This is a genomic window from Phnomibacter ginsenosidimutans, assembly GCF_009740285.1.
GTDB lineage: Bacteria > Bacteroidota > Bacteroidia > Chitinophagales > Chitinophagaceae > Phnomibacter > Phnomibacter ginsenosidimutans.
In genome coordinates, this window is the sequence record NZ_CP046566.1 from 1922572 (window position 1) to 1944260 (window position 21689).

19 protein-coding genes, 1 tRNA gene and 1 pseudogene are annotated in these 21689 nt (G+C 46.7%); 9 read left to right on the plus strand and 12 right to left on the minus strand.

Features of this window, described 5'->3' with window-relative positions:
• Positions 1-26: 26 nt before the first annotated feature.
• Complete coding sequence (locus GLV81_RS08315; protein WP_157478461.1) at positions 27-860, minus strand: DUF2911 domain-containing protein; 834 nt, start codon at positions 858-860, stop codon at positions 27-29.
• A 141-nt stretch (positions 861-1001) separates the two neighbouring features.
• Between GLV81_RS08315 and GLV81_RS08320 the strand changes: the two genes are divergently transcribed.
• Complete coding sequence (locus tag GLV81_RS08320) at positions 1002-1724, plus strand: aspartyl/asparaginyl beta-hydroxylase domain-containing protein (RefSeq protein ID WP_157478462.1); 723 nt, start codon at positions 1002-1004, stop codon at positions 1722-1724.
• Positions 1721-2286, plus strand: a pseudogene (gene cysC / locus GLV81_RS20180) (adenylyl-sulfate kinase). Before GLV81_RS08320 ends, cysC begins: the two are co-directional and overlap by 4 nt.
• On the opposite strand, the gene GLV81_RS08335 reads toward cysC, so the two are convergent.
• Positions 2219-2500 (minus strand): hypothetical protein, encoded by a 282-nt coding sequence (locus tag GLV81_RS08335; protein WP_157478465.1) that lies wholly within the window; start codon positions 2498-2500, stop codon positions 2219-2221. The pseudogene cysC and the gene GLV81_RS08335 overlap by 68 nt on opposite strands.
• The gene (locus GLV81_RS08340) at positions 2458-3144 is read right to left on the minus strand and encodes a hypothetical protein (RefSeq protein ID WP_197429038.1); all 687 of its coding nucleotides are present in this window, start codon (positions 3142-3144) and stop codon (positions 2458-2460) included. Before GLV81_RS08340 ends, GLV81_RS08335 begins: the two co-directional genes overlap by 43 nt.
• 197 nt (positions 3145-3341) lie before the next feature.
• Between GLV81_RS08340 and GLV81_RS08345 the strand changes: the two genes are divergently transcribed.
• The gene (locus tag GLV81_RS08345) at positions 3342-5459 is read left to right on the plus strand and encodes an endonuclease MutS2 (RefSeq protein WP_157478467.1); all 2118 of its coding nucleotides are present in this window, start codon (positions 3342-3344) and stop codon (positions 5457-5459) included.
• Between the two features lie 8 nt (positions 5460-5467).
• Here GLV81_RS08345 and GLV81_RS08350 read toward each other — a convergent pair whose 3' ends face one another.
• The 5 genes from GLV81_RS08350 to GLV81_RS08370 form a co-directional block, all read right to left on the minus strand.
• Positions 5468-5869, minus strand: coding sequence for a hypothetical protein (locus GLV81_RS08350; protein ID WP_157478468.1), 402 nt, complete (start codon positions 5867-5869; stop codon positions 5468-5470).
• A 3-nt stretch (positions 5870-5872) separates the two neighbouring features.
• Positions 5873-6295, minus strand: a complete 423-nt coding sequence (locus tag GLV81_RS08355; RefSeq protein WP_197429039.1) for a type VI secretion system tube protein Hcp — start codon at positions 6293-6295, stop codon at positions 5873-5875.
• A gap of 221 nt (positions 6296-6516) precedes the next feature.
• Positions 6517-6601 (minus strand) — tRNA-Ser (locus tag GLV81_RS08360).
• Between the two features lie 166 nt (positions 6602-6767).
• Positions 6768-9131, minus strand: coding sequence for a M1 family metallopeptidase (locus GLV81_RS08365; RefSeq protein ID WP_246186320.1), 2364 nt, complete (start codon positions 9129-9131; stop codon positions 6768-6770).
• A 36-nt stretch (positions 9132-9167) separates the two neighbouring features.
• Positions 9168-9746, minus strand: coding sequence for a HupE/UreJ family protein (locus GLV81_RS08370; protein WP_157478470.1), 579 nt, complete (start codon positions 9744-9746; stop codon positions 9168-9170).
• A gap of 156 nt (positions 9747-9902) precedes the next feature.
• On the opposite strand from GLV81_RS08370, the gene GLV81_RS08375 reads away from it, so the two are divergent.
• On the plus strand, positions 9903-10385 hold the full coding sequence (locus GLV81_RS08375; protein ID WP_157478471.1) for a DUF6702 family protein: 483 nt from the start codon (positions 9903-9905) through the stop codon (positions 10383-10385).
• Positions 10386-10387: 2 nt separating this feature from the next.
• Here GLV81_RS08375 and GLV81_RS20185 read toward each other — a convergent pair whose 3' ends face one another.
• The 4 genes from GLV81_RS20185 to GLV81_RS21210 all read right to left on the minus strand — a co-directional run bounded on the left by GLV81_RS20185 (position 10388) and on the right by GLV81_RS21210 (position 12860).
• On the minus strand, positions 10388-10996 hold the full coding sequence (locus GLV81_RS20185; RefSeq protein WP_246186321.1) for a transporter associated domain-containing protein: 609 nt from the start codon (positions 10994-10996) through the stop codon (positions 10388-10390).
• Positions 10921-11706 carry a hemolysin family protein gene (locus tag GLV81_RS20190; RefSeq protein ID WP_246186322.1) on the minus strand — a complete coding sequence of 262 codons (786 nt, stop codon included), beginning with the start codon at positions 11704-11706 and terminating at the stop codon, positions 10921-10923. Before GLV81_RS20190 ends, GLV81_RS20185 begins: the two co-directional genes overlap by 76 nt.
• 96 nt (positions 11707-11802) lie before the next feature.
• Entirely contained in the window at positions 11803-12324 is a 522-nt protein-coding gene (locus tag GLV81_RS21205; RefSeq protein WP_343030616.1) for a substrate-binding domain-containing protein, read from the minus strand.
• 50 nt (positions 12325-12374) lie between these two features.
• Entirely contained in the window at positions 12375-12860 is a 486-nt protein-coding gene (locus tag GLV81_RS21210; RefSeq protein ID WP_281350814.1) for a LacI family DNA-binding transcriptional regulator, read from the minus strand.
• A 398-nt stretch (positions 12861-13258) separates the two neighbouring features.
• On the opposite strand from GLV81_RS21210, the gene GLV81_RS08390 reads away from it, so the two are divergent.
• From GLV81_RS08390 to GLV81_RS08410, 5 genes are all read left to right on the plus strand, one after another.
• Complete coding sequence (locus tag GLV81_RS08390; protein WP_157478472.1) at positions 13259-16453, plus strand: SusC/RagA family TonB-linked outer membrane protein; 3195 nt, start codon at positions 13259-13261, stop codon at positions 16451-16453.
• Between the two features lie 27 nt (positions 16454-16480).
• The gene (locus tag GLV81_RS08395) at positions 16481-18298 is read left to right on the plus strand and encodes a RagB/SusD family nutrient uptake outer membrane protein (RefSeq protein ID WP_157478473.1); all 1818 of its coding nucleotides are present in this window, start codon (positions 16481-16483) and stop codon (positions 18296-18298) included.
• A 71-nt stretch (positions 18299-18369) separates the two neighbouring features.
• Positions 18370-19779 (plus strand): pectate lyase family protein, encoded by a 1410-nt coding sequence (locus tag GLV81_RS08400; RefSeq protein ID WP_197429040.1) that lies wholly within the window; start codon positions 18370-18372, stop codon positions 19777-19779.
• 29 nt (positions 19780-19808) lie between these two features.
• A complete protein-coding gene (locus GLV81_RS08405; RefSeq protein ID WP_246186323.1) occupies positions 19809-20576 on the plus strand; it encodes a rhamnogalacturonan acetylesterase in 768 nt (255 codons plus the stop codon).
• Positions 20577-20637: 61 nt separating this feature from the next.
• A complete protein-coding gene (locus GLV81_RS08410; protein ID WP_246186324.1) occupies positions 20638-21684 on the plus strand; it encodes a pectinesterase family protein in 1047 nt (348 codons plus the stop codon).
• Positions 21685-21689: the final 5 nt, after the last annotated feature.

The window sequence follows — 21689 nt, forward strand, 5'->3', positions numbered from 1 at the left end:
TTTTTTATTACCACAACAACTGCAGCTTACAAAGTTTTCAGCAGGTCGTTGGCCATTTTTACATAATCGTCGTTTTTGCCTTTGGTGGCCAGGTCAACTGTTTTTTCGGCCATGGCTTTTGCTGCCGCTTTGTCGCCGAGCTTGGCGCAAATGCGGGCATTGAGCAATGCTACCCAATACGCATTAGGGCTGGCAGCTACTGCTTTGTCGGCCCACTCACGGGCAGTCTTCAGGTCTTTGCCATTGTCGTAGTAGTACTGGGCAGCAGCAAAATAAGGCTTGCTGTCTACTTCCATTACCTGCTTAATCTGTGCCATTACCTTGCCATCTACATCGGTGCTGATGGGCAGTGCTACCATCACATTGTCCCAAAGCAGGTGCAGTTCGCAGGTGCTGTTGGTAATGCTCTGAAACTGCATGGTAAAAGTTTCGGCCTTCATACCTACGGTAGTAGCGGGCACTTTTACACGTACCACATCGTTGGCTTCGTTGTACGCAGCGGGGCTGGTTACATTCAAATCTTTGGTGATGATGAGTGTCCACTCTTTGGCTTCGGGAATAGACAACAGACCATACTTACCGGCTTTTACCAGTTTGCCACCAATGGTTACATCATCGCTAAAGGTGAGGGTGGTTGCATTGTTGGCACCGGTACGCCATACTTTACCGTAGGGCACCAAATCGCCCATTACCACACGGCCTTTGGCACTGGGGCGGCTGTAGCTCAGCTCAATGGTACCCAAACCAAAATCTTGCTTAATGTACTGAGTAGTAGAAGGCGCAGGAGTTTTGAGGGCCTGGGCCTGAGCACCGGCTACCATACACAGGGCCAGTGATGCAGCAACAACAATCTTTTTCATAATGCTATCTGATGTTTGGCGCAAATGTACAGGGAATGCAGCTGTACAAGCAAGAGTTGGCGTCTGGTTCCGCATATGGCAAATGAAGCCAGCTTGTAATTTTTGCTACTGCAAATGCGAAGCCTTTAATTTGGTGCCATCATGCAGATTATTTCACACGCCAAACTACCCCTGAGCTATCCCTGGCAGCAAATGCAAACCGAGGTGCAACAATTGCAGCAGCAGTGGTTGCCGCATTTCAATCAGCTGCATTACGAAGGTTCGTGGACGGCGCTGGCCTTGCGGTCGCCGGGTGGCGAAACCGGCCATGTGGTGCCCGATGCTGTGGGCGCTGAAACCTATGCCAACACGCCGCTGATGCAGGAACTACCCAGCATTGAAGCATGGGTGGCAGCATTGCCGTGTACTGTGATGTCGGTGCGACTGCTGAACCTTGCCGCAGGTGCGGTCATCAAAACCCACCGCGACAGAGAATTGTCTTTTGAGCAGGGCGAAGCCAGATTGCACCTGCCCATTTTTACGCATCCAAAAGTGCTATTTACCATCGACGGACAAGCCATGCACATGCCTGCCGGCGAATGCTGGTACCTCAATGCCAACCTGCCCCATTCGGTGGTAAATGAAAGCAACATCGACCGTATTCATTTGGTAATTGATTGTGTGGTGAATGACTGGCTGCAAGAAACCATGGCCAATGCAACCCGCTGTATGGCAGCAGTTGATGCTGCGGCTATACAGCAACAGCAGGCTGTTATAGCAGCACTACGAGAGCAAGGCAGTGCTACATCCATCAAGCTGGCCGATGATTTGGCAGCAGCCTTGCAAGTACATTTGTCTGCTTCATCCTCCAATGCTATTTCATGATTGTTCAATTCACCGGATTATCCGGCGCCGGTAAAACCACACTTGCCCATGCGGTGGCAGAAAAGTTGCAACAGTTGCAGATTTCCCACCTCATTATTGATGGGGATGTATACCGCAAAACGCTGTGCGCCGATCTCGGATTTTCTGCAGCTGACCGGCAGGAAAATGTGCGGCGGCTGGCCAGATTGGCGCATGAAAAAGCCAGGAAGGAGCTGTGGTATTGCTGGCCGTTATCAATCCTTTTGCTGCCATACGGGAGCAAATAGAAAAAGAGTACGGTGCTTACACGGTTTGGGTTGATTGTGCTTTACCCACCCTCATTAGCCGCGATACCAAAGGTTTGTACAAACGTGCATTGCTGCCCGAAGGTCATCCGGAAAAGCTGCATAACCTCACGGGCGTGAATGATGTGTATGAGGCTCCCGAAAATCCGCATGTACACCTGCCTACGCACTTGCACAGCGTGGATGAAGCGGCGGAAATTCTGTTTGCTTTTATTTACCGGCAATTGATTGCTGAAGGCGCAATATCTCCAGCTGATGATAATATGCCATTGCCGTAGCAAGGCTATCGGGTATGGATTGATGATTCATTTTTTCAGCAAAAGCTTCGCCGGGCCGCTTGGCATGAAACTGGCTTCTGGTTTGCATTTGCGCCAGTAAAGTTTCGCTGAGAGCAATGCCTGCATGTTGTGCGGTTTGTAATGTCAGCGCCATGGGGCCTTGGGCATAGTTCAGCAATAAATATTGCGGATGCGCTGTGGCCAATTGGTACATGGTCCTGAAATAATGTTCGAGTACATGAGCACAGTAACCATCCAAATCGCCGGGCGATAAATCATGTGCAGGTGCTGGCAATGCATTTGCTGGCAACATGCCCGGTACCATGTGCATGCCGCGGCTTTTTTGATGCGATTGCCATACTTCGTAGGGATGGCGGTACAGCAACACGTATGCAGTAGCGGGGCAACTCTTTTTATATGCTCATGCTGAAACAACTGCCAGGCATCGGCTTTTACCAACACCTGCTGCTCGGTACCTATGCGGCATTGCGATAGCCACTGCAGCGCAGCATTAAAATAGACGGGCTTTTCCTGCTCAGGCAAAAGTTGCAACACATCGTCCAGCACGGGTACTTCCGACAGCACTATCATTTGCTCATTCAATGCCATGAGTTGTGCAATCAATGTAGAGCCGCAGCGGGAGACATGATGCACAATGACGGATGTTTTTGCCGCAGGCATGGGCGTTGGTTGCAGCAATACTTCAATACCGGTGAGCGGTTTGTTGGTGGCTTTGTTTTCAGCAAACAGTCTTTTGCAAACAGCAATGCTATCGTCAAAAAAAGGCTCGGTAAAACGATGTTGCTGAGTGAACAGCCAGCTAAGTTGTAAGGTTTGTGCGGTGGCCGACAGGCGCAAAGGCAACCAATATGGAGGGGGCGTTGTCATGAAATAATGGGAGCGAAGGGCCGTAAAAGTAGGGGTTCGTCAAGCTTGATTTGGTATGCATTTGCTCACAAAAAATAGATTGCCCCGGCGGTTTCCTGCACAAGAGTGGTGGTTCCCTCATTTTTACTCACTTTTGCGCAGCAAAAAAGTGATGCGAAGCAAGTTGTATGCGGTTATATCCTGAAAGTGCGATGGTTCAGTTGGAGTTCGACAAGGTGCAACAGCTGTTGTTGAATCATGTGAAAACGGCGTATGCCCACCACAAAGTGGAGCACATGCGCATACATACGCATATACAATACATTGAAACAGAATTGCGGCAAACACATGAGTTCATGTTGCTGCTGCAAACGGCCCAATATTTTCCCGGCGATTTTCATAAGAACCTCGAGAAAGACCTGAAACTGCTGAGCATACCAGGTGCCATGCTTACGGGTGAGCAATGGGTGCTCATTCGCAAACTGCTCGAAACTGCTGGCAATATTTTCCGCTGGTTCGATAGCGAACGTCGACTCGCATTTCCTGCACTCACCTTGGTAGTAAACAATAGCTACTACGAAAAAGTGATTCGGGAAATGATTGATGCCGTGGTGGATGAACTGGGTGTGGTAAAAGACGATGCCAGCGAAGATTTGCAACGCATACGCCAAAGCCTTTATCGCAAACGCAACGAGCTGCGACGGGTGTTTGATCGCATCATTCAGAAGATGAACAAGCAAGGCTACCTTGCCGATATTGAAGAAAGTTTTTTGAATGGCAGACGAGTGCTCGCAGTATTTGCCGAAAACAAACGCATGATTAAAGGCGTACTGCATGGCGAGAGCGACAGCCGCCAAACAGCCTTTATTGAGCCCGAAGAAACCACAGCGTTGAACAACGAAATTTTTTCGTTGGAAAATGAAGAGCACAAAGAAGTGCAACGCATTTTGCGCCAGCTCACGGCCAGCCTGCAACCGTATGCTGCATTGATGCAAACCTATCTCGACATCATTGGCGAGTTTGATTATATCCGTGCCAAAGCCAAGCTGGCGGTGGATATGAATGCGCAAATGCCCAATGTGGTAAACAAGGCGCATATCGAATTGAAGAAAGCCTATCATCCGCTTTTGTATTTGTACAACAAGCAGAGCGGTAAAGAAACGGTGCCGCTCAATTTAAAGTTAGATGATAAAGGACGCATCCTCGTCATCAGCGGGCCCAACGCCGGTGGTAAAACGGTGACGATGAAAACCATCGGCCTCTGCCAAATGATGTTGCAGGCGGGTTTACTGGTGCCCATGCAGGCCGATAGTGTGATGGGAATTTTCAAACAACTCTTCATACACATTGGCGATACGCAAAGCATCGAATTTGAGCTGAGTACATACAGCAGCCATTTGCAACACATGAAATATTTTCTAGAGTTGGCCAATGGCAAAACCATGTTTTTTATTGATGAGTTGGGTAGCGGCAGCGACCCTAATTTGGGTGGTTCTTTTGCCGAAGTGATTATGGAAGAATTGGCCCGCAAACACAGCATGGGCGTAGTAACCACGCATTACCTCAACCTGAAGGTGATGGCCAACCGTGTGCCAGGTATCATCAACGGCGCCATGCAGTTTGATGAAGAAAAACTGACGCCGCTGTACCGGTTGGTGGTAGGCAAACCCGGCAGCAGTTATACGTTTTCAATTGCTGAAAGAATTGGCCTGCCAAAGGCTTTGATAGCCCGTGCCCGCAAGCTGGTAGATGAAGATCATTTTACCCTCGATAAACTGCTGAACCGCACCGAGCAAGACCTGCAACGGTTGGAGGTACGGGAAGCAGAGCTGCACAAGCTGATGAAAGAAAATGAGCGGTTGAAAAAGGAGATGGAGAAAGTGATGAACCGCGAAAAACATCAGCAGCAGGTGGAGCTGTTGAAGCAGCAAAATAAGTTCAGGGAAGAGCAGCTCACTTATCTGAAAGAAATGGAGCGAAAGCTAAAAGCCATGGTGATAGAGTGGCGCAAAACCGACAACAAAGAAGAAGTAGTTAGGCTCATTCATGCTTTGCTGTTTAAGCAGAAAGAAAAGCAGGTAGCCGAAAAGAAAGATAAAAAAGTAGACAGCAAATACACCGAAACTACAGAGCCCATTGCCGAAGGCGACAAAGTGAAAATGAAGAAGAACCGGCAGGTGGGTGTGGTAAAAGAAATACGGGGCAAAAAAGCCATTGTACAGGTAGGTGTCATTCCCATTACTATCGATGTGGCCGAGCTGGTGAAAGTAATTGAGAAACCAGTGGAGGAAGAAGCGACGAAGTAATCCAATATTTACTGCACAAATACATTACCCGGTACAATCAACGTTTTGCCTGGCATTACATGTAGTTTGCTGCCGGTATAAAATGTTTGTGGATTGACCAAAACACTTTTGTTGCTGACGGGATTAATGATGATTTGATAACAGTTGGGCAGTTCTGTAGGAGGCATGTTGCCACCGGCCCAGTTGCCCGGTATACGCCAATCACCTTCGCCAGTAAAAATGTAAATGGGACAGCCTGTGGAATCACTACAACTATTGGGCAATGCACATACCGCAGTAACAGCCTGTGCAATTACTGCCGGGCTAAAATCAGTTCGGCCAATGGTAGATTTACCGATGTCGACTTTCCCAATTTGCGCCAAGGCAGTTGTGCCGCAAAACAGCAGGAAAAAATGAAGCAGAACTTTCATTTGTTAAATGATTCTCATTAGTGAAATGTCCCAGGTAATATTTGTCTTTTTGATTTTATCCTCCAGCTTGATGGTTTTAAAAACAAAGCCTATCAGGTTTTCCAGCTTCAAACAAGAGGGGCATTCAGGCGTCAGAAATTCAAGGTTGGTCACAAAAGCTTCTGTGATGGTGATACTGTAATAGTTGGTGTTTTTGTCATCATAATAATCAAAAACAATACTGGGGAAATGCTGTCCCATTACTAGTCGCCTGAACAATGGATTGGCGGAAGAATCAATATCTTTTTTGATGAAAAGCTTGCCCGGAATTGCTTTGCCTACAGCGGTTCCTGAGCCACTTATAAAACTGGTTTCAGCAGCAATCTTAAACTCAAGAGCTTTTACAGTTTCGCCATCCTTAGGTAATGTGCCACCAGTGGTATACACAACCCGCATGTCAATTTTTTGGGCATAGCCATAACAGCATATCAGTAACAGCAAAGCACAGGTTACTATGTTTTTCATCTTTCCGGGGATTAAGGCTGGTAAGATAAACGCATTATAGTGAAATTATCAAACAGCGTCGGATGAGCTTGTCAGAAAGTATGGCAACCATGGCTGGCAATAGGCCAACAAAAAAGCCTCAGCAATGCTGAGGCTTTCAAGGGCGGAGAGAGAGGGATTCGAACCCCCGGACCTTTGACAGTCAACGGTTTTCAAGACCGCCGCATTCGACCGCTCTGCCATCTCTCCGCGGCAAAAGTAGGGGTACAGATTTATTGACAAAAAAATTTTTCTCGGCTGCTAAAAGCCTTGCCAGCATTGGGTTTGTACAATGCAAATGCAGAAGCGGAAAAGCCGGGGCATGAAAAAAGCCCTTCTGACGAGAAGGGCTTTTTTGCAAACTTGATGCTTTCGCTTATTTAATTTCCCGCTGCATGGGGTTGGGCAATGCAGCACCGGCGTTGCGGTTGCGGAAGCCTCCCTTGAACAATTGGAAACGGCTGGGAGCACCCACGGCTGGCCAACGGTTGTTGGTCTCGTTGATGTCGGCGGTTTCACGCATGGGGTCAATCAAAACAGCTTTTACTTCTTTGTTTTTCATGAACACCTTGCTGATCTGCAATTCATTCTTGCGCCAGATTTCAGCAGGAATGCGGTCTACTTCTTTGCTGCCGTCGGCAAAAGTCCATTCAATAATCACAGGCATTACCAAACCACCTTTGTTCGACAAACGCAGTTCGTAAAACCACTTGTCTTTGAATGGTGCCGGATCTTCTGCAGTAATAGCTTCGCCTGGTGTACGTTCCCGTACAATAGGACTGTTGTCTACATTCTTCATGCCACGGGCATAGTACCAGTAAAAGTCACGCAGCGTTGTGTCGCGGTCTGTTTCAAACACAATGCTCTTGTCTTCGCGGTTGCGAATTTTAGAGATGTCTTCAAATGCATTTACGGCAGGCTTGGCCACGTAAAAGGTATCGTTGCCGGGGCGGCTTGGTGGTGCACCCAATTTGTCGTTGATGCGGAAGCTCAGCACAGAGTCCAGTGAAATATCACAGGCATCGATGCTGTAGAACCAACCACGCCAAAACCAGTCGAGGTCAACAGCACTGGCATCTTCCATGGTGCGGAACAAATCGGCAGGTGTAGGATGTTTGAAAGCCCAACGACGAGAGTACTCACGGAAGGCAAAATCAAACAGCTCACGACCCATGATGGTTTCACGCAAAATATTGAGGCCGGTGGCTGGTTTGCTGTAAGCGTTTGGACCAAACTGAATAATGTTTTCGCTGTTGGTCATGATGGGCTCCAGTTGATTTTTGGGGAGCTTCATGTAGTCTACAATAGCCCATGCCGGCCCACGGCGGCTAGGATATTTATTGTCGAACAATTCTTCGGTAAGGTACTGTACAAAAGTGTTCAGGCCTTCGTCCATCCAGCTCCACTGGCGTTCGTCGCTGTTCACAATCATCGGGAAGAAGTTGTGGCCCACTTCGTGCACAATTACACCAATCATGCTGTACTTGGTGGCTTCGGTGTAAGTGCCATCTTCTGCACAACGACCGTTGTTGAAGCAAATCATAGGGTACTCCATACCGTTGCTGGCTTCCACACTAATAGCCACCGGATAGGGGTAAGGAATAGAAAACTTGCTGTACGATTTAATGGTATGTGCTACTACTTTAGTACTGTATGTACGCCACAGGTTGTAGGCTTCTTTGGGGTAGTAGCTCATGCTCATTACCTTTTTGCCTTCTACATAAGTGGGCAATGCATCCCACACAAATTTGCGGCTGCTGGTCCAGGCAAAGTCACGCACCATATTGGCTTTGTACTTCCATGTTTTTTTAGCAGAAGCTTTGGCCAGTTCGGCTTTCTTGGCTTCATCCAGCGTAACGATTTCCATTACGTCTTTTGAAGTCTGTACTTTTTGCCAACGGGCAAACTGTGCAGGGCTCAGTACAGCCTGATAGTTTTGGCATTCGCCGGTAGCACCTACTACGTGGTCAGCAGGCACGGTCATTTCTACATCATAGTTACCAAACACGAGGGCAAATTCGCCACGGCCGGTAAACTGATGGTTTTGCCATCCCTGAAAATCGCTGTATACACACAAGCGGGGAAACCACTGTGCCATGGTAAATACATTGTTGCCATCTTTTGGAAAAAACTCATAACCACCACGGCCGCCAAGCGTCATGCGGTTCGGAATTTTGTAGTGCCAGCCAATGTTGAGTACGTATTGCTGACCGGGCTTCAGGGGCACGGGCAGGTCAATGCGCATCATGGTTTGGTTGATGGTATACTTCAGTGCTTTGCCAGTGGCATCCTTGATGTAATCAATTTTATCGCCATGGCCTTCGAGCAAAGCTTTTTTGTCGATGCCGGCGAGTTCGCCAACACTCATATTGGGGCGCATGCCGCTTTCGTCAAACACGTTGTTGTTTGAGTTGGGGTCATGTTCATTCTCGTCCAACTGCAGCCACAGGTAGGTGAGTACATCCGGGCTGTTGTTGAAGTACGTAATGGTTTCTTTACCCCGCAGTTCCAGTTTGGCCTCATCCAGTTCGCAACTGATTTTGTAATCGGCCCGCTGCTGCCAGTATTTAGGACCGGGAGCACCACTGGCTGTGCGGTATTCGTTGGCGGTGGGCAGTATGGTACCCAGCTGCTCAAACTTGTTGCCGTGGTTACTGGTGGGGTTGTTTCGGATGTCCTGCGCCTGCAGGCCTGCTGTAGCGGCCAATCCGAAGCAAATCATCAGCCATTTTTTCATCATAAGTAGTATTGGTTTTTATAGGAGGAAGAATGGAAATTAAAGGTTGAAAGGTAAGCGTTCCATGGCCATTACCAATGCAGCCATAAAAGCGCCACCGCTTAAAAACAATACCCAATCGCGGCGGCTTACTTTGAACACGCCTTGCCAAATGGCTGCCAGTATCAACAATGCAAGAACAGCTACCAGCTGGCCAGCTTCGAGGCCAAGGTTGAAGCCGAGTAAGGGCAGTAAAATGTCGGACTCTTTGCCCAACAAACTACGCAAGCCGTTGGCAAAGCCCATGCCATGAATAAGCCCAAATGCCAGCGCCAGAAAGTAATTGAGGCGAATGGTTTTTGGCGTAAATTTTTTCATCAGCGTATTGGCCAGCGCCGTAATCATAATGGTCACTGGAATTAAGAACTCAATCCAGGTGCTGCTGAAACGGATGATGTTGAACGTTGCCAAAATAAGGGTGACCGTGTGGCCAATGGTAAATGCCGTTACCAAAATGAGGACTTGTTTCCAGTCCTTAAACACATAAATGGCACTCAGTGCCATGATAAACAGCAGGTGATCCCATGCATTGCGGTTAATAATGTGATCCCAGCCAATATGAAAATAATCCCAAAACATGCGCCGAAGTAAAGGAAATAACCAATTGTAGTGAAAAGAATAATAGACGCTTCAAGGGCAAAAAACAAGCGAAGCTGAAGGCAGTGGCCTAAGGTTTTTGATGAGTGGCGATGAATTCACTTTGGTGGTACACAGCCGAGTGCAGACATTTGCGCCATGTTGATGATCAAATCTTTGTTGACCGTGTTGCTGGCGGCCTTTTGGCACCCGTTTTTTGTGAGTGTGATAGAAGTAAATCACAACAAGGCTGAGCAATCGCTGGAAACCAGCGTCCGCATTTTTACAGATGATTTTGAAAACACGTTGAAGCTGCGCTTTCCCGGAAAGAAAATTGATTTGTACCAGCCCAACGCCGCCACCGACAGCCTCATCAATACTTACCTCAAAGAGAAAATGCAGTTTCGGGTAGATGGCAAGCTCTGCAAATGGAACTACATCGGTTCGGAAAGGGTAGAAGAGAGCACCTGGTGTTATTTCGAAATAACGCAAGTGCCGGCTTTGAAACAATTGCAGATTTCAAACCGCCTTTTGTACGAGTACAAAAAGGAGCAAATCAATATGCACCACGTAACCGTAAACGGTCAGCAGCACAGCTACAAGCTCGACAATCCATCCAGCGAAGTAGTGTTTAAATTTTAAGCTCAGGCATCGCCCGATTCATCTTCCCGGTCAGCATCGGGTAGCAAAGAAGGGTCGGTGATGACCACCAAAATTTTATCGATTCTTGCTCCGTCTTTATCGATGATTTCAAATTTGAAACCCCGCCATTCAAACAGGTCGCCGGTGGCAGGAATGCGTTCGAGGTGGTGAATGATGAAACCGCCGACAGTATCAAATTCCTGGTCGTCGTCCATCCAGTCTTCTTTGTCAAAGCGGCTCAGGAAATCGTAGAAAGGCAGGCGGGCATCTACCAAATAACTACCGTCTTCGCGGCGGATCATTTCATAGTCATCATCGCCCTGCTCTGGTATATCGCCTACAATGGCTTCCAATATATCGTTGAGGGTAATCATGCCCTGCAGTGTACCGTATTCATCTACAATAAAAGCAGAGTGCACTTTTGTTTTTTTGAACTTCTCCATCAGCTGGTAAGCCGTGTTATTGTCCGGTACAAACACCGCTTCCCGTTTGAAGTTGGCCAGGCTGGTATTGCGTTCGGCCAGCACAATATCTTTCAATTGTAAAATGCCCACAATATCATCGATACCGCCATCGCACAACGGATACACCGAGTGGGGTGACGGCTGCATTTTTTCAGCAAATCTTCAATGGTGCCGTGGAGTGGCAGCCAAACAATATCGCTGCGGTGCGTCATCAGCGAAGTGATGCTGCGGTCGCCCAGGTGAAACACCCGTTCAATGATTTGTTGTTCCGTTTCATCTATCTCTCCGCTTTCGGCGCTTTCACTTACCAAGGCTTTAATTTCTTCTTCCGTTACTACAGAAAGTTTGGTGTCTTTGATTTTGAACAAACGGAAAAAGAAACCCGACATGGCATTGAGCAACCAAATAATAGGCATGGTGATTTTTGACAAAAACCACATGGGGGGGGCCGCCATCAACGCAATTTTTTCGGAGCGTAGCATGGCCAGTTTTTTGGGAATGAGTTCACCAACAAGTATGGATAAAAACGTTACCAGAATAACCACCAATGAGGTACTTACCGAAGCTGCATAAGGTTGGAGTAGGCTAATATTGGCAATATAGGGTTCTAAGTCTTTGCTGAATTTTTCGCCAGAATACAAACCCGTTACAATGCTGATGAGGGTAATGCCAACCTGTACAGTACTCAAAAAAATCTCAGGCTTTTCAATCAGTTTCAGCGCTACGGCGGCATTGCTGTTGCCTTCGTTGGCCAGGTGTTCCAAACGGGTTTTGCGGGCCGATACGAGTGCAATTTCACTCATCGAAAAAAGTCCGTTCACAATTATCAGGCCCAGTAGTATAAAGATTTCCTCCATTCGGGGGTGTACATTGATTTGCAACAAAACTATGGGAAACGCAGGAATAGCCCCCGAAGCTACCAGCCAAGGGGGTAAATGACTTTGTAACAGTCGTTATTTGCTGGTTTTGCGGGTGGCTTTCTTCTTACCCATGGAGGAGGCCCGTACTTGCAATTCGGGGGAAAGCATGCGTTTTTCAAACTCTTTCACCGGCCGTTTGCTTTCGATGAGTTGCAACAGCAGGTTCACCGCTGCTTCGCCCATTTCGCGGGATGGCTGCCGCACAATGGTCATGGGCGGGTCTATCAATTCAGGAATGTCGGTGTTGGAAAAACCAGCCAGGGCAACATCATCCGGAATTTTAATGCCCCTGCGTTTGAGCGTTTTCAACACACCCGTGGTGATTTTATCACTGGTGGTTAAAATGGCATCGGGCTTTTGCTTGAGGGTAAACAATTTGTTGATGATGGCTTCAATTTCAGAAAAATCCATGCCGCTGTAAAAGCTGTAGTGGATGTAATCGTCGTTGGCTTCAATGCCATGTGCTTTCAATGCTTCTTTATAACCTGCTACCCGGTCTTTGGTAATGCTGAGAAATTCGGAGCTGCTGATGACCGCAATGCGTTTGGCACCCATTTGAATTAAATGATCGGTAGCATCAAAGGCGCCTTTGTAGTTGTCTACAATTACTTTGTGTGTATTGATTTCATCGGTGATGCGATCAAAAAAACAATGGGCAGGCCACGGTCGTGCAAGGTTTTCAAATGGCTGAGGTCATGCGTTTCGGTAGACAGTGAAATGATGAGTCCATCCACACCACGGGAGGAAAGAAACTGTACATCGAGCACTTCCCGTTCGTACGATTCAAAGCTTTGGGTAATGATGACATTATAGCCTTTGTCGTAAGCAATGGATTCAATACCATTGATGATTTGTGAGAAAAAGTTATTGGCAATTTCGCATACCACCAACCCAATGGAACGGCTGCGTTTTTCTTTCAGGCTGAGTGCAATGGGGTTGGGTTTATAATTGAGCCGTTCTGCACATTCTATTACCAGTTGTTTGGTTTCGGGGCTAATCTCGTGGCTGTCTCGCAATGCACGGGAAACAGTGGAGGTAGAAACGCCGAGTGCTTTGGCAATGTCTTTAATAGTGGCGGCTTCAAACTTCATGAACAGTTGCTTTTGAGGGGTAAATGTAACATAAACCTGCTTGGCATACAGCGCCGTGGATGCCGCTAATGTGCAGCAGTCATTTTGTATCAAAAATGTACCGCAAAATGGTAACGATTGCGTAAAAAAAAGCACGGCAAAATCCGCTGGAAAAATAAATAGTGAGTAGCATTGACATACGAAAACAACGATGGAATGCTTGCATGACAATATCCCTTACTTCCGTCTTCTGCGCCATTTAAAATAAAACCAACAACCATGCTCACTATTGCCAGTTGCCTTTGGCAATGGGTGCCATGTTATTGAGGTATCGGAAGGGTTTTTACATCAGGTAATTCAACCTTGTTTTTGCAAATCCACATGATTTGTGCTTGTTCATTTTTTAATGCCTATTGCTTATGAAAAAACTGATGTTGTATTGCTTATTGGTCTTGCTTGTACCAATAGCAGCATGGTCTCAATCGCGGCAAATTAAGGGGAAGGTAACTGACGATGCAGGAGCACCACTGAGTGGTGTAAGTGTAGTAGTACAGGGTGCCAAAACCGGTACACAAACCGAAGCTGACGGTACGTTCAGCATTGCCGTTGCTGGCAGCACCAAGGTTACACTGGTGTTTAGCTATACTGGTTTCAAAACCAATACGGTAAGTACCGACGGCAAAACTGCCGTGGAAGTGAGTATGGAAAGATTGCCTTCTAATCTGGAAGATGTAGTAGTAGTAGGTTACTCAACTGTTGCCCGTAAAAACCTTACGGGTTCTGTGTCTTCTGTTTCTGCCAAGCAAATAAAAGACGTGCCCATTGCCTCGGCTGCAGAAGCCATTCAGGGCCGGTTGGCTGGTGTGCAGGCCATTGCTACAGAAGGGGCTCCCGGTGCAGAAATTATTATTCGTGTTCGTGGTGGTGGTTCTATTACACAAGACAACTCACCACTATACATTGTAGATGGTGTGCAGGTTGAAAATGCCTTGAATGTGTTGTCTCCGCAAGACATTCAATCAATTGATGTTTTGAAAGATGCTTCTACTACGGCTATTTATGGTGCCCGTGCTGCCAATGGTGTCATCCTCATTACTACCAAAGGTGGCAAGGCTGGTAAAACAACGGTTTCTTACAACGGCCAAATGGGTGTTCGAAATTTGCCCAAAACCATGGAAGTGCTGAGCCCTTATGATTTTGTACGCTGGCAGTACGAACGCAGCCGTGGCAGCGTGGCCGATAGCAGCAGTTTTGCACAAACCTATGGCACTACCTGGGATACATTGAACGTGTACAAAAACATGGCACCCATCAATTGGCAGGAACAGGTTTTTGGTCGCAGTGCTTCTTTCCAAAACCACAACGTAGTGGTAAATGGTGGTAATCAAAACACCACTTTCAACCTGAGCCTTACCGGCAACAAAGAAGAAGGCGTACAATTAGAATCTGGCTTCGACAGATACCTTGTCAACTTCAAGTTGGATCATCGCATCAGCAGCAAGTTTCGCATGGGTATGACGGTTCGTTATCTCGACCAAACCATTCGTGGTGCCGGTACCACCAACAGCGGTACACGTACCACCAACCGTTTACGTCATGCCATCAACTATCGGCCGTTTGAAATACCAACACCCAATGGCGGTATCGATGATTTTGACGAAGCATACTTTCTTGCTTCTGCTGGTGCTACCAACCCCGTGTTGCTAACACAAGCCGAATACCGTCGTCAGTATACAAAGGGTACTTATTTTACTGGCTACCTCAATTACAACATTGTCAAGAACCTGACATTCCGTTCTACATTTGGCTATGATGCTGCCAATGTGCAAACCGATTTGTTTTATAGCAAAATCACCAGCACAGCCCGAAACTTTGCTTCATTGCCGGTTGCTTCAATTGGTAAGCAAAACAACAGTTCATTCAACAATTCCAATACGTTACAGTACAGCGTCAGCAATTACAAAGACAAACATGATTTCAGCGTATTGATTGGCCAGGAAATAGTGGAGCAACAATCAAAGACAGATGCCTTTGAAACCCGCTTTTTTCCTGCTGATATTTCTGCAGAAAAAGCGTTGGCCAACATGGGTCTCGGCTCTGCACCTACCGGTTCTGCACAGCCTTTGCCAACCTCATTTGTACAGCCGCCCAATCGTATCTTGTCGTTCTTTGGCCGGCTCAATTATGCATACGACGATAAGTATTTAGCCACTTTCAATTTACGCAGCGACCGTTCCTCTAAGTTCAGCTCAGACAATGGAAGCCTCGTGTTTCCATCGGGTTCACTGGCTTGGCGTTTCAGCCGCGAGGGCTTTATGAAAAACGCTAAGTGGCTCAATGAAGGTAAGCTTCGCTTTGGCTATGGTGCCGTGGGCAACAACCGTATCGATAATTTGCTGTATCTGCAGTTGTATGGTGTAACCGGTCAGTATGCATTTAACCACAGCATTGTACCCGGTTTTGCGCCTACTGCATTGGCAAACCCCGGCTTGCGTTGGGAAAAGAATACCACCATGAACATTGGTTTGGATTTGGCATTCTTCAACAACAACCTGCAGGTAACAGTAGATGCGTATAAAAACAAAGCCAACGATTTGTTGCTGGCTGTAGCTATTCCGCCTACAACAGGTTATACTTCACAAATACAAAACATTGGTGCTACCAGCAACCGTGGTATTGAAGTGCAGATAAATGCAACGCCTATCAACAAAAAGAACTTCACCTGGACCAGCAACTTCAATATTGCATTTAACCGTAATAAAGTAGAAAGCCTTGGTGGTGTTGATTTTATTGAACGTAACTCTGGCTGGCAGGGTACTGATGGTGTGCCAGATTATTTGGTAAAAGTGGGCCAGCCTACCGGCTTGATGTATGGTTTTGTAACGGATGGTTTTTACAAAACAGAAGACTTTGATTACAACGCTACTACTGGTGTGTACACCATTAAAGCAGGCGTACCTGTAAATGGTGTGTATGGTACTCCACAGCCTGGTATGATGAAATGGAAAGACTTGGATGGTGATGGTTTGATTACTTCTGATAAAGACCGCACCATCATTGGTAATGCCAATCCAGACTTTACTGGTGGTTGGAACAACCAGTTCCGCTATGGCAATTTCGACGCCAGCATCTTCGTAAACTTTGTGGTAGGCAACGATATCTACAACGCCAACAAACTCGAATGGACAGATGGTGCATTTTCAAACCTGAACATGCTCAACATCATGAAAGATCGTTGGACCAATATTGATGCCAATGGTAATGTAGTAACTGACCCTAAAGCATTGGATGCACTCAATGCCAACGCTAAAATTTGGAGCCCTGTACGGGTACAACGTTGGTGGCTGCATTCATGGGCTGTCGAAAATGGTTCTTACCTGCGTATCAACAACGTAACACTGGGTTATACATTGCCTGCAGCATTGTTGTCTCGTATGAAGATTGCTACGCTTCGGGTATTTGGTACGGTCAACAATCTTGCAACGCTTACCAACTACAGCGGTTATGACCCTGATGTAACAGCCCGTCGTTCAGATCCATTGACTCCCGGTGTTGATTTTGCCGCATATCCTCGTTCTCGTACATGGGTATTTGGTGTAAACGTTACTTTTTAATTGACTCAGCCTTTAATACGAAGCCTTATGAAAAAGCAAATACAAAGGACTTTCATTGCGGCTGCCATGTCAGCAGCATTCTTCGGCATCAGCTCTTGTAAAAAATATACGATTGTTGAACCTGTTTCTCAATACGGCATTGCCCAGGTATTTTCTGATGTATCCAACACCTACAATGCATTGGTAGGTGTATACGATGAATTGCAGGGAGACAATGGATACGGCATCCGAATCAGCATGTATTATCCGTACGATTCGGATGAAGGTATTGTGAGTGGTAATATTGATAACGGCCGCCGTGGAGTAGGCCGCTATCAGTTGCTGCTTACCAACTCAGAAATAGCCAACCCGTTTCGTCAGTTGTATCGGGGTATCGAAAAAGCCAATCTCTGTATTGAGCAAATCCCGTTGATGGAAAAATTTACCACGGGTTCTGCCACGGAGCAAAAAGAACTGAAGCGGATGTATGGAGAAGCCCTCACGTTAAGAGCACAGTTTTATCATGAACTCATTCGCAACTGGGGTGATGTGCCGGCTCCCATGGTGCCAGCATATAAGCAAGCCGATTTGTTTGTACCACAAGCCGACAGAGATTCTACATATGATAAAATTTTGAACGACTTGGCAACAGCTATTGATTTGTTGCCTTGGCGTACAGAAGCCGGCCCTCGCAATGAACGCATCACAAAGGGGGCTGCCAAAGCACTTCGTGCAAGAATTGCACTCAATCGTGGCGGTTTTTCATTGCGTCAAAATGGGCAGATGGAACGGCGCAGCGATTACCTCACTTATTATCAAATAGCCAAGAAAGAATGTGAAGAATTGATGGCTCGTCGCGACCAGCATACGCTCAATCCAAGCTATATCGATATCTGGCGCAAACTCACCTCATTTCAATACGATCCTCAGGCAGAAATTTTATTTGAAGTAGGTGCAGGTGGTGGCAATGGCAACAGTGATAGCCGCATGGGCAACTACGACGGACCCAACCTCAGCAACGCTTCCCGCTATGGTGCCGGTGGTGGTGGTATCGTGATGCTGCCCAATTATTTCTATGCATTTGATTCTGCTGATAGCCGCAGAGATGTAACCATTACGCATTATCAGGTTACTTCTGCTACCAATATCAAAAGCCAGCGTCGACTGGGCGAACTTAATACCGGAAAGTACCGCCGCGATTGGCGCAATCCGTTGCTGCCTGGTACCGTGTTGAATGTAGGCTACAACTGGTCTGTGATTCGTTTTGCAGATGTATTACTGATGTATGCAGAAGCAGTAAACGAAATCAACAATGGCCCTACTGCTGAAGCCATTGCTGCATTTGAAGAAGTACGTAAAAGAGCATTCAACGGCAACGCTGCGTTGATAGGTACCACACCTACAGACAAAGCCGGGTTTTTCAATGCCATTGTCAATGAGCGTTATCTGGAGTTTGGTCATGAAGGCATTCGCAAATTTGATTTGCTGCGTTGGAATTTGCTGGCTACAAAAATTGCAGAAGCAAGAACCAATATTCAGGCTATTCGTGACCGCCGTGCTCCGTATGCCAATGTGCCCCAGTACATCTACTGGAGAAACAATGGTGAAGAAATTCAATACTTCGCTGGCGCTACAGCACCTGCTACTGCGCAACCATTTTGGCGGCCTACACAAGTGCCATCGCCAACCACCGGTTGGACCCGCACTGATTGGGCGCAGCAACTCACCAGCAATCAGATCGACAGTAAACCATTGTGGCAAGGTTTCGCCTCATTCTTTACCCCCGGCAAAAGCGAATTGTTTCCATTCGATCAAGGAACACTCTCTTCTTATCAGGGTAAGTTGAAACAGAACCCCGGCTATTAATGCGATACGTTTCGATTGTTTGGTAACCAGCTCCTTCAGTGTACTGCACTGAAGGAGCCAATTTTTATAGCATGAGAGTAGGATGGATGTTAGGGATGTGTTGTATGGTGCTGGCTTGTAGTGCTCAACCGAAACTGCAAGTACAAGAAGTTGCATTGGCATTTCCCGGTGCAGAAGGATTTGGCAAGTACACAACCGGTGGCCGTGGCGGTAAAGTGTATGTGGTTGACAATCTCAATGATGCAGGGCCGGGTAGTTTCAGAGAAGCCGCTGAGGCAAAAGGCAAACGAATGATTGTGTTTGCCGTGTCGGGCACCATTCATCTTCAATCTAAACTGGTTATCAACGGGCATGCAACCATTGCCGGTCAAACGGCTCCGGGCGATGGAATTTGCATTGCTGATCACAACGTATCGCTGAATGGAGACAATATCATTTTACGCTACATGCGTTTTCGCATGGGCGACCGCTACCAAAGCCAGGCAGGTATGGTAGATGGCAGTGGAGGAGATGATGCTTTTAGCGGTGGTCGTCGCAAAAATGTCATCATCGATCATTGCAGTTTCAGCTGGAGTACAGATGAAGTTTTTTCTATGTATGGAGGTGATAGTGTAAGCATTCAATGGAACATCATTGCAGAGCCGCTTAACTATTCTTATCATTTTGAAACAGGCGATAAAGACTGGGAACATCACGGGTATGGTGGGATTTGGGGTGGAGCTCATTTATCGGCACACCACAATGTATTTGCGCATTGTGTGAGCCGTACACCCCGCTTCAACGGTACACGGCTTGGTGCTAGTATCGAGTTGGTCGACTTTAGAAACAACCTCATTTACAACTGGGGTGGCAACAATGTATATGGTGGAGAAGCAGGCCGATACAATGTAGTGGGTAATTATTACAAACCCGGCCCTGCAACGGGTAAAAAAGTAACCGGCCGCATTGTAAATCCTACCCGCAACGAACAAGTTGGCTTCGGTAAATTTTTTGTTGACGGAAATACAGTGGAAGGATATCCGGCGGTGAGTATGACCAATTTGCAAGGCATTCATATTGGTGACGGCAAAGCGCCATTCAGTGCCGATAGTATTGTGATGCAACAACCATTTGATGTGTTGGCCATTACGCCGCAATCATCCATAGATGCATACAAAGCCATGCTGAAGCATGCAGGAGCCAGCCACAGCAGAGATACTTTGGATGCACGTATTCTGCAAAATATTGTAAAGGGAGATGGTAATATCATTGATGTTCAAGGTGGCTATCCGCATGGTACAGCGTATGAAAAAACAGTAACTGCATGGCCTGCATTGAAAGCATTGCCAGCACCATTGGACACGGATAAAGATGGTATGCCTGATGCTTGGGAAATAAAAAATGGATTGGATAAAAACAATCCGCAAGATGCTGTTGCTTTCGGTCTGTCGAAATGGTATTGTAACCTTGAAGTGTACATGAACAGCCTGCTAAAAAACTAAACTCAATTGTTGGTTACGCAAATACATGGATGATGAATACACGCCACTTGTACACAACTTTCGGAATGCTGATGGCAGCCTTACTCTTGTGGGCATTTCAAGCGAAGCGTTCTCCAATTAAAATCTTTTTGGCCGGCGATTCTACCATGAGTATCAAAGAGCAGAAAGCCTATCCTGAAGCCGGTTGGGGCATGCCTTTTCTGCATTTCTGGGATTCATCTGTTACAGTGGTAAACAAAGCAAAGAATGGTCGCAGCAGCCGCACTTTTATTGAAGAGGGTTTGTGGCAATCCATTTTGCAGGAAGGAAAAGCCGGCGATTATGTGTTCATCCAATTTTGCCACAACGATGAAGTGCCTACTAAAAAAAGCTACACCAAACCAGAAGAATATAAAAACAATTTGCGTCGCTTTGTAGATGAAGCCCGCAGCAAAGGCATGACCGCTGTGTTGATGACGCCTGTTAGCCGTCGCAAGTTTGATGCGCAGGGCCAACAGGAAGAAACACATCCTGAATACATTGCGTACATACAACAAGTGGCCAAAGAAAAAAATGTGTTGATGTTTGATATGAATACAGCAACCAAAGCATTGTATCAGCAGTTTGGCGAATCACAATCTAAGTGGTTGTTTTTGCAATTGAAACCCGGTGAACATCCGAACTATCCCGAAGGAAAGGAAGACAATACACACTTTAATGAACTTGGTGCCCGATTGGTGGCGCAGCTGGTATTGCAACAAATCAAAGCGCAGCTTCCTGAACTATACAGCAGGACAGTTGATCGGACAAAAAAATGAAACTTCGAAAGTTGGCTGCATCAGCATTGGTTGTTGCCTTCAACTGCAAACGATTGTTACCATGATGAAAAGATTTTGTACAATAATGATGTTGCTGTTTATTGCTGTTGCTGCATTGCAGGCACAAACGGCCAACCCGCAACAATACAAATACATTTTTGCTGTAGCACAAGATGGCTCTGGCGATTACAACACTATTGGTGAGGCCATCAAAGCCATGCGTGGCTATCCGCTGGCACCCATTACATTGTACATTAAAAATGGCGTGTACAAAGAGAAGCTCGAAATTCTGGCTAACAACACAGACATCACCATGATTGGCGAGAGTGTAGAAGGCACCATCATCACTTTCGACGATTACTCTGGCAAGCCTTACGAAAAAGGCAAGCATGGCACTTTTTCATCTTACACAGTGAAAGTGAGTGGCAATCGATTTACTGCTCAAAACATCACGTTTGAAAACAGTTCGGGCAGAGTGGGACAGGCACTGGCATTGTATGTAGATGCCGATCAGGCGCTGTTTATCAACTGTCGGTTTCTGGGCAATCAGGATACCATTTTTACCGGTGGCGAATTGTGCCGTCAGTATTTTTTGAAGTGTGATATTGAAGGCACAACTGATTTTATTTTCGGTCCTGCCACTGCTGTGTTTGATAGTTGCAACATTCGCATCAAAGTAAATTCTTACATCACAGCAGCCAGTACAACCGCTGGCAAACAATTTGGCTATGTATTTCGCTATTGCAACATCACCGCTGATAGCAGTGTCACCAAATTTTATTTGGGCCGACCCTGGCGGGCTCATGCCAAAACCGTGTTTATGTACTGCCAGCTGCCTGCACAGTTGGCTCCCGTGGGTTGGCATAACTGGGATAATCCAGCCAATGAACAGACCACTTTTTACGCAGAATACAAGAATAGCGGTCCGGGTGCAGCCACTGCACAGCGGGTACCTTGGGCAAAGCAACTGAGCAAGAAGCAAGCCCGACAGTACAGCTTGGAAAACATTTTTAGCGGACCACAAATCGGTCGTTTTTCTGCAGGTTCGTTTTTTGAAAATACGCAGTCCATACCTTTCGTATGGCCGGGCAAAACCGGCGGTAAATAATTCAA

Excerpts from the sequence above, each read along its gene's own strand:
- GLV81_RS21205 (WP_343030616.1), bottom strand. The coding sequence starts at position 12,324 with ATGGGTGCCAAACGCATTGCGGTCATCAGCAGCTCCGAATTTCTCAGC.
- GLV81_RS08375 (WP_157478471.1), top strand. The coding sequence starts at position 9,903 with ATGTTGATGATCAAATCTTTGTTGACCGTGTTGCTGGCGGCCTTTTGG.
- GLV81_RS20185 (WP_246186321.1), bottom strand. The coding sequence starts at position 10,996 with ATGCAGCCGTCACCCCACTCGGTGTATCCGTTGTGCGATGGCGGTATC.
- GLV81_RS08405 (WP_246186323.1), top strand. The coding sequence starts at position 19,809 with ATGATGAATACACGCCACTTGTACACAACTTTCGGAATGCTGATGGCA.
- GLV81_RS08365 (WP_246186320.1), bottom strand. The coding sequence starts at position 9,131 with ATGATGAAAAAATGGCTGATGATTTGCTTCGGATTGGCCGCTACAGCA.
- GLV81_RS08390 (WP_157478472.1), top strand. The coding sequence starts at position 13,259 with ATGAAAAAACTGATGTTGTATTGCTTATTGGTCTTGCTTGTACCAATA.
- GLV81_RS21210 (WP_281350814.1), bottom strand. The coding sequence starts at position 12,860 with ATGAAGTTTGAAGCCGCCACTATTAAAGACATTGCCAAAGCACTCGGC.
- GLV81_RS08335 (WP_157478465.1), bottom strand. The coding sequence starts at position 2,500 with ATGTACCAATTGGCCACAGCGCATCCGCAATATTTATTGCTGAACTAT.
- GLV81_RS08315 (WP_157478461.1), bottom strand. The coding sequence starts at position 860 with ATGAAAAAGATTGTTGTTGCTGCATCACTGGCCCTGTGTATGGTAGCC.
- GLV81_RS08400 (WP_197429040.1), top strand. The coding sequence starts at position 18,370 with ATGAGAGTAGGATGGATGTTAGGGATGTGTTGTATGGTGCTGGCTTGT.
- GLV81_RS08320 (WP_157478462.1), top strand. The coding sequence starts at position 1,002 with ATGCAGATTATTTCACACGCCAAACTACCCCTGAGCTATCCCTGGCAG.
- GLV81_RS08370 (WP_157478470.1), bottom strand. The coding sequence starts at position 9,746 with ATGTTTTGGGATTATTTTCATATTGGCTGGGATCACATTATTAACCGC.
- GLV81_RS20190 (WP_246186322.1), bottom strand. The coding sequence starts at position 11,706 with ATGGAGGAAATCTTTATACTACTGGGCCTGATAATTGTGAACGGACTT.
- GLV81_RS08395 (WP_157478473.1), top strand. The coding sequence starts at position 16,481 with ATGAAAAAGCAAATACAAAGGACTTTCATTGCGGCTGCCATGTCAGCA.
- GLV81_RS08410 (WP_246186324.1), top strand. The coding sequence starts at position 20,638 with ATGATGAAAAGATTTTGTACAATAATGATGTTGCTGTTTATTGCTGTT.
- GLV81_RS08350 (WP_157478468.1), bottom strand. The coding sequence starts at position 5,869 with ATGAAAGTTCTGCTTCATTTTTTCCTGCTGTTTTGCGGCACAACTGCC.
- GLV81_RS08345 (WP_157478467.1), top strand. The coding sequence starts at position 3,342 with ATGCGGTTATATCCTGAAAGTGCGATGGTTCAGTTGGAGTTCGACAAG.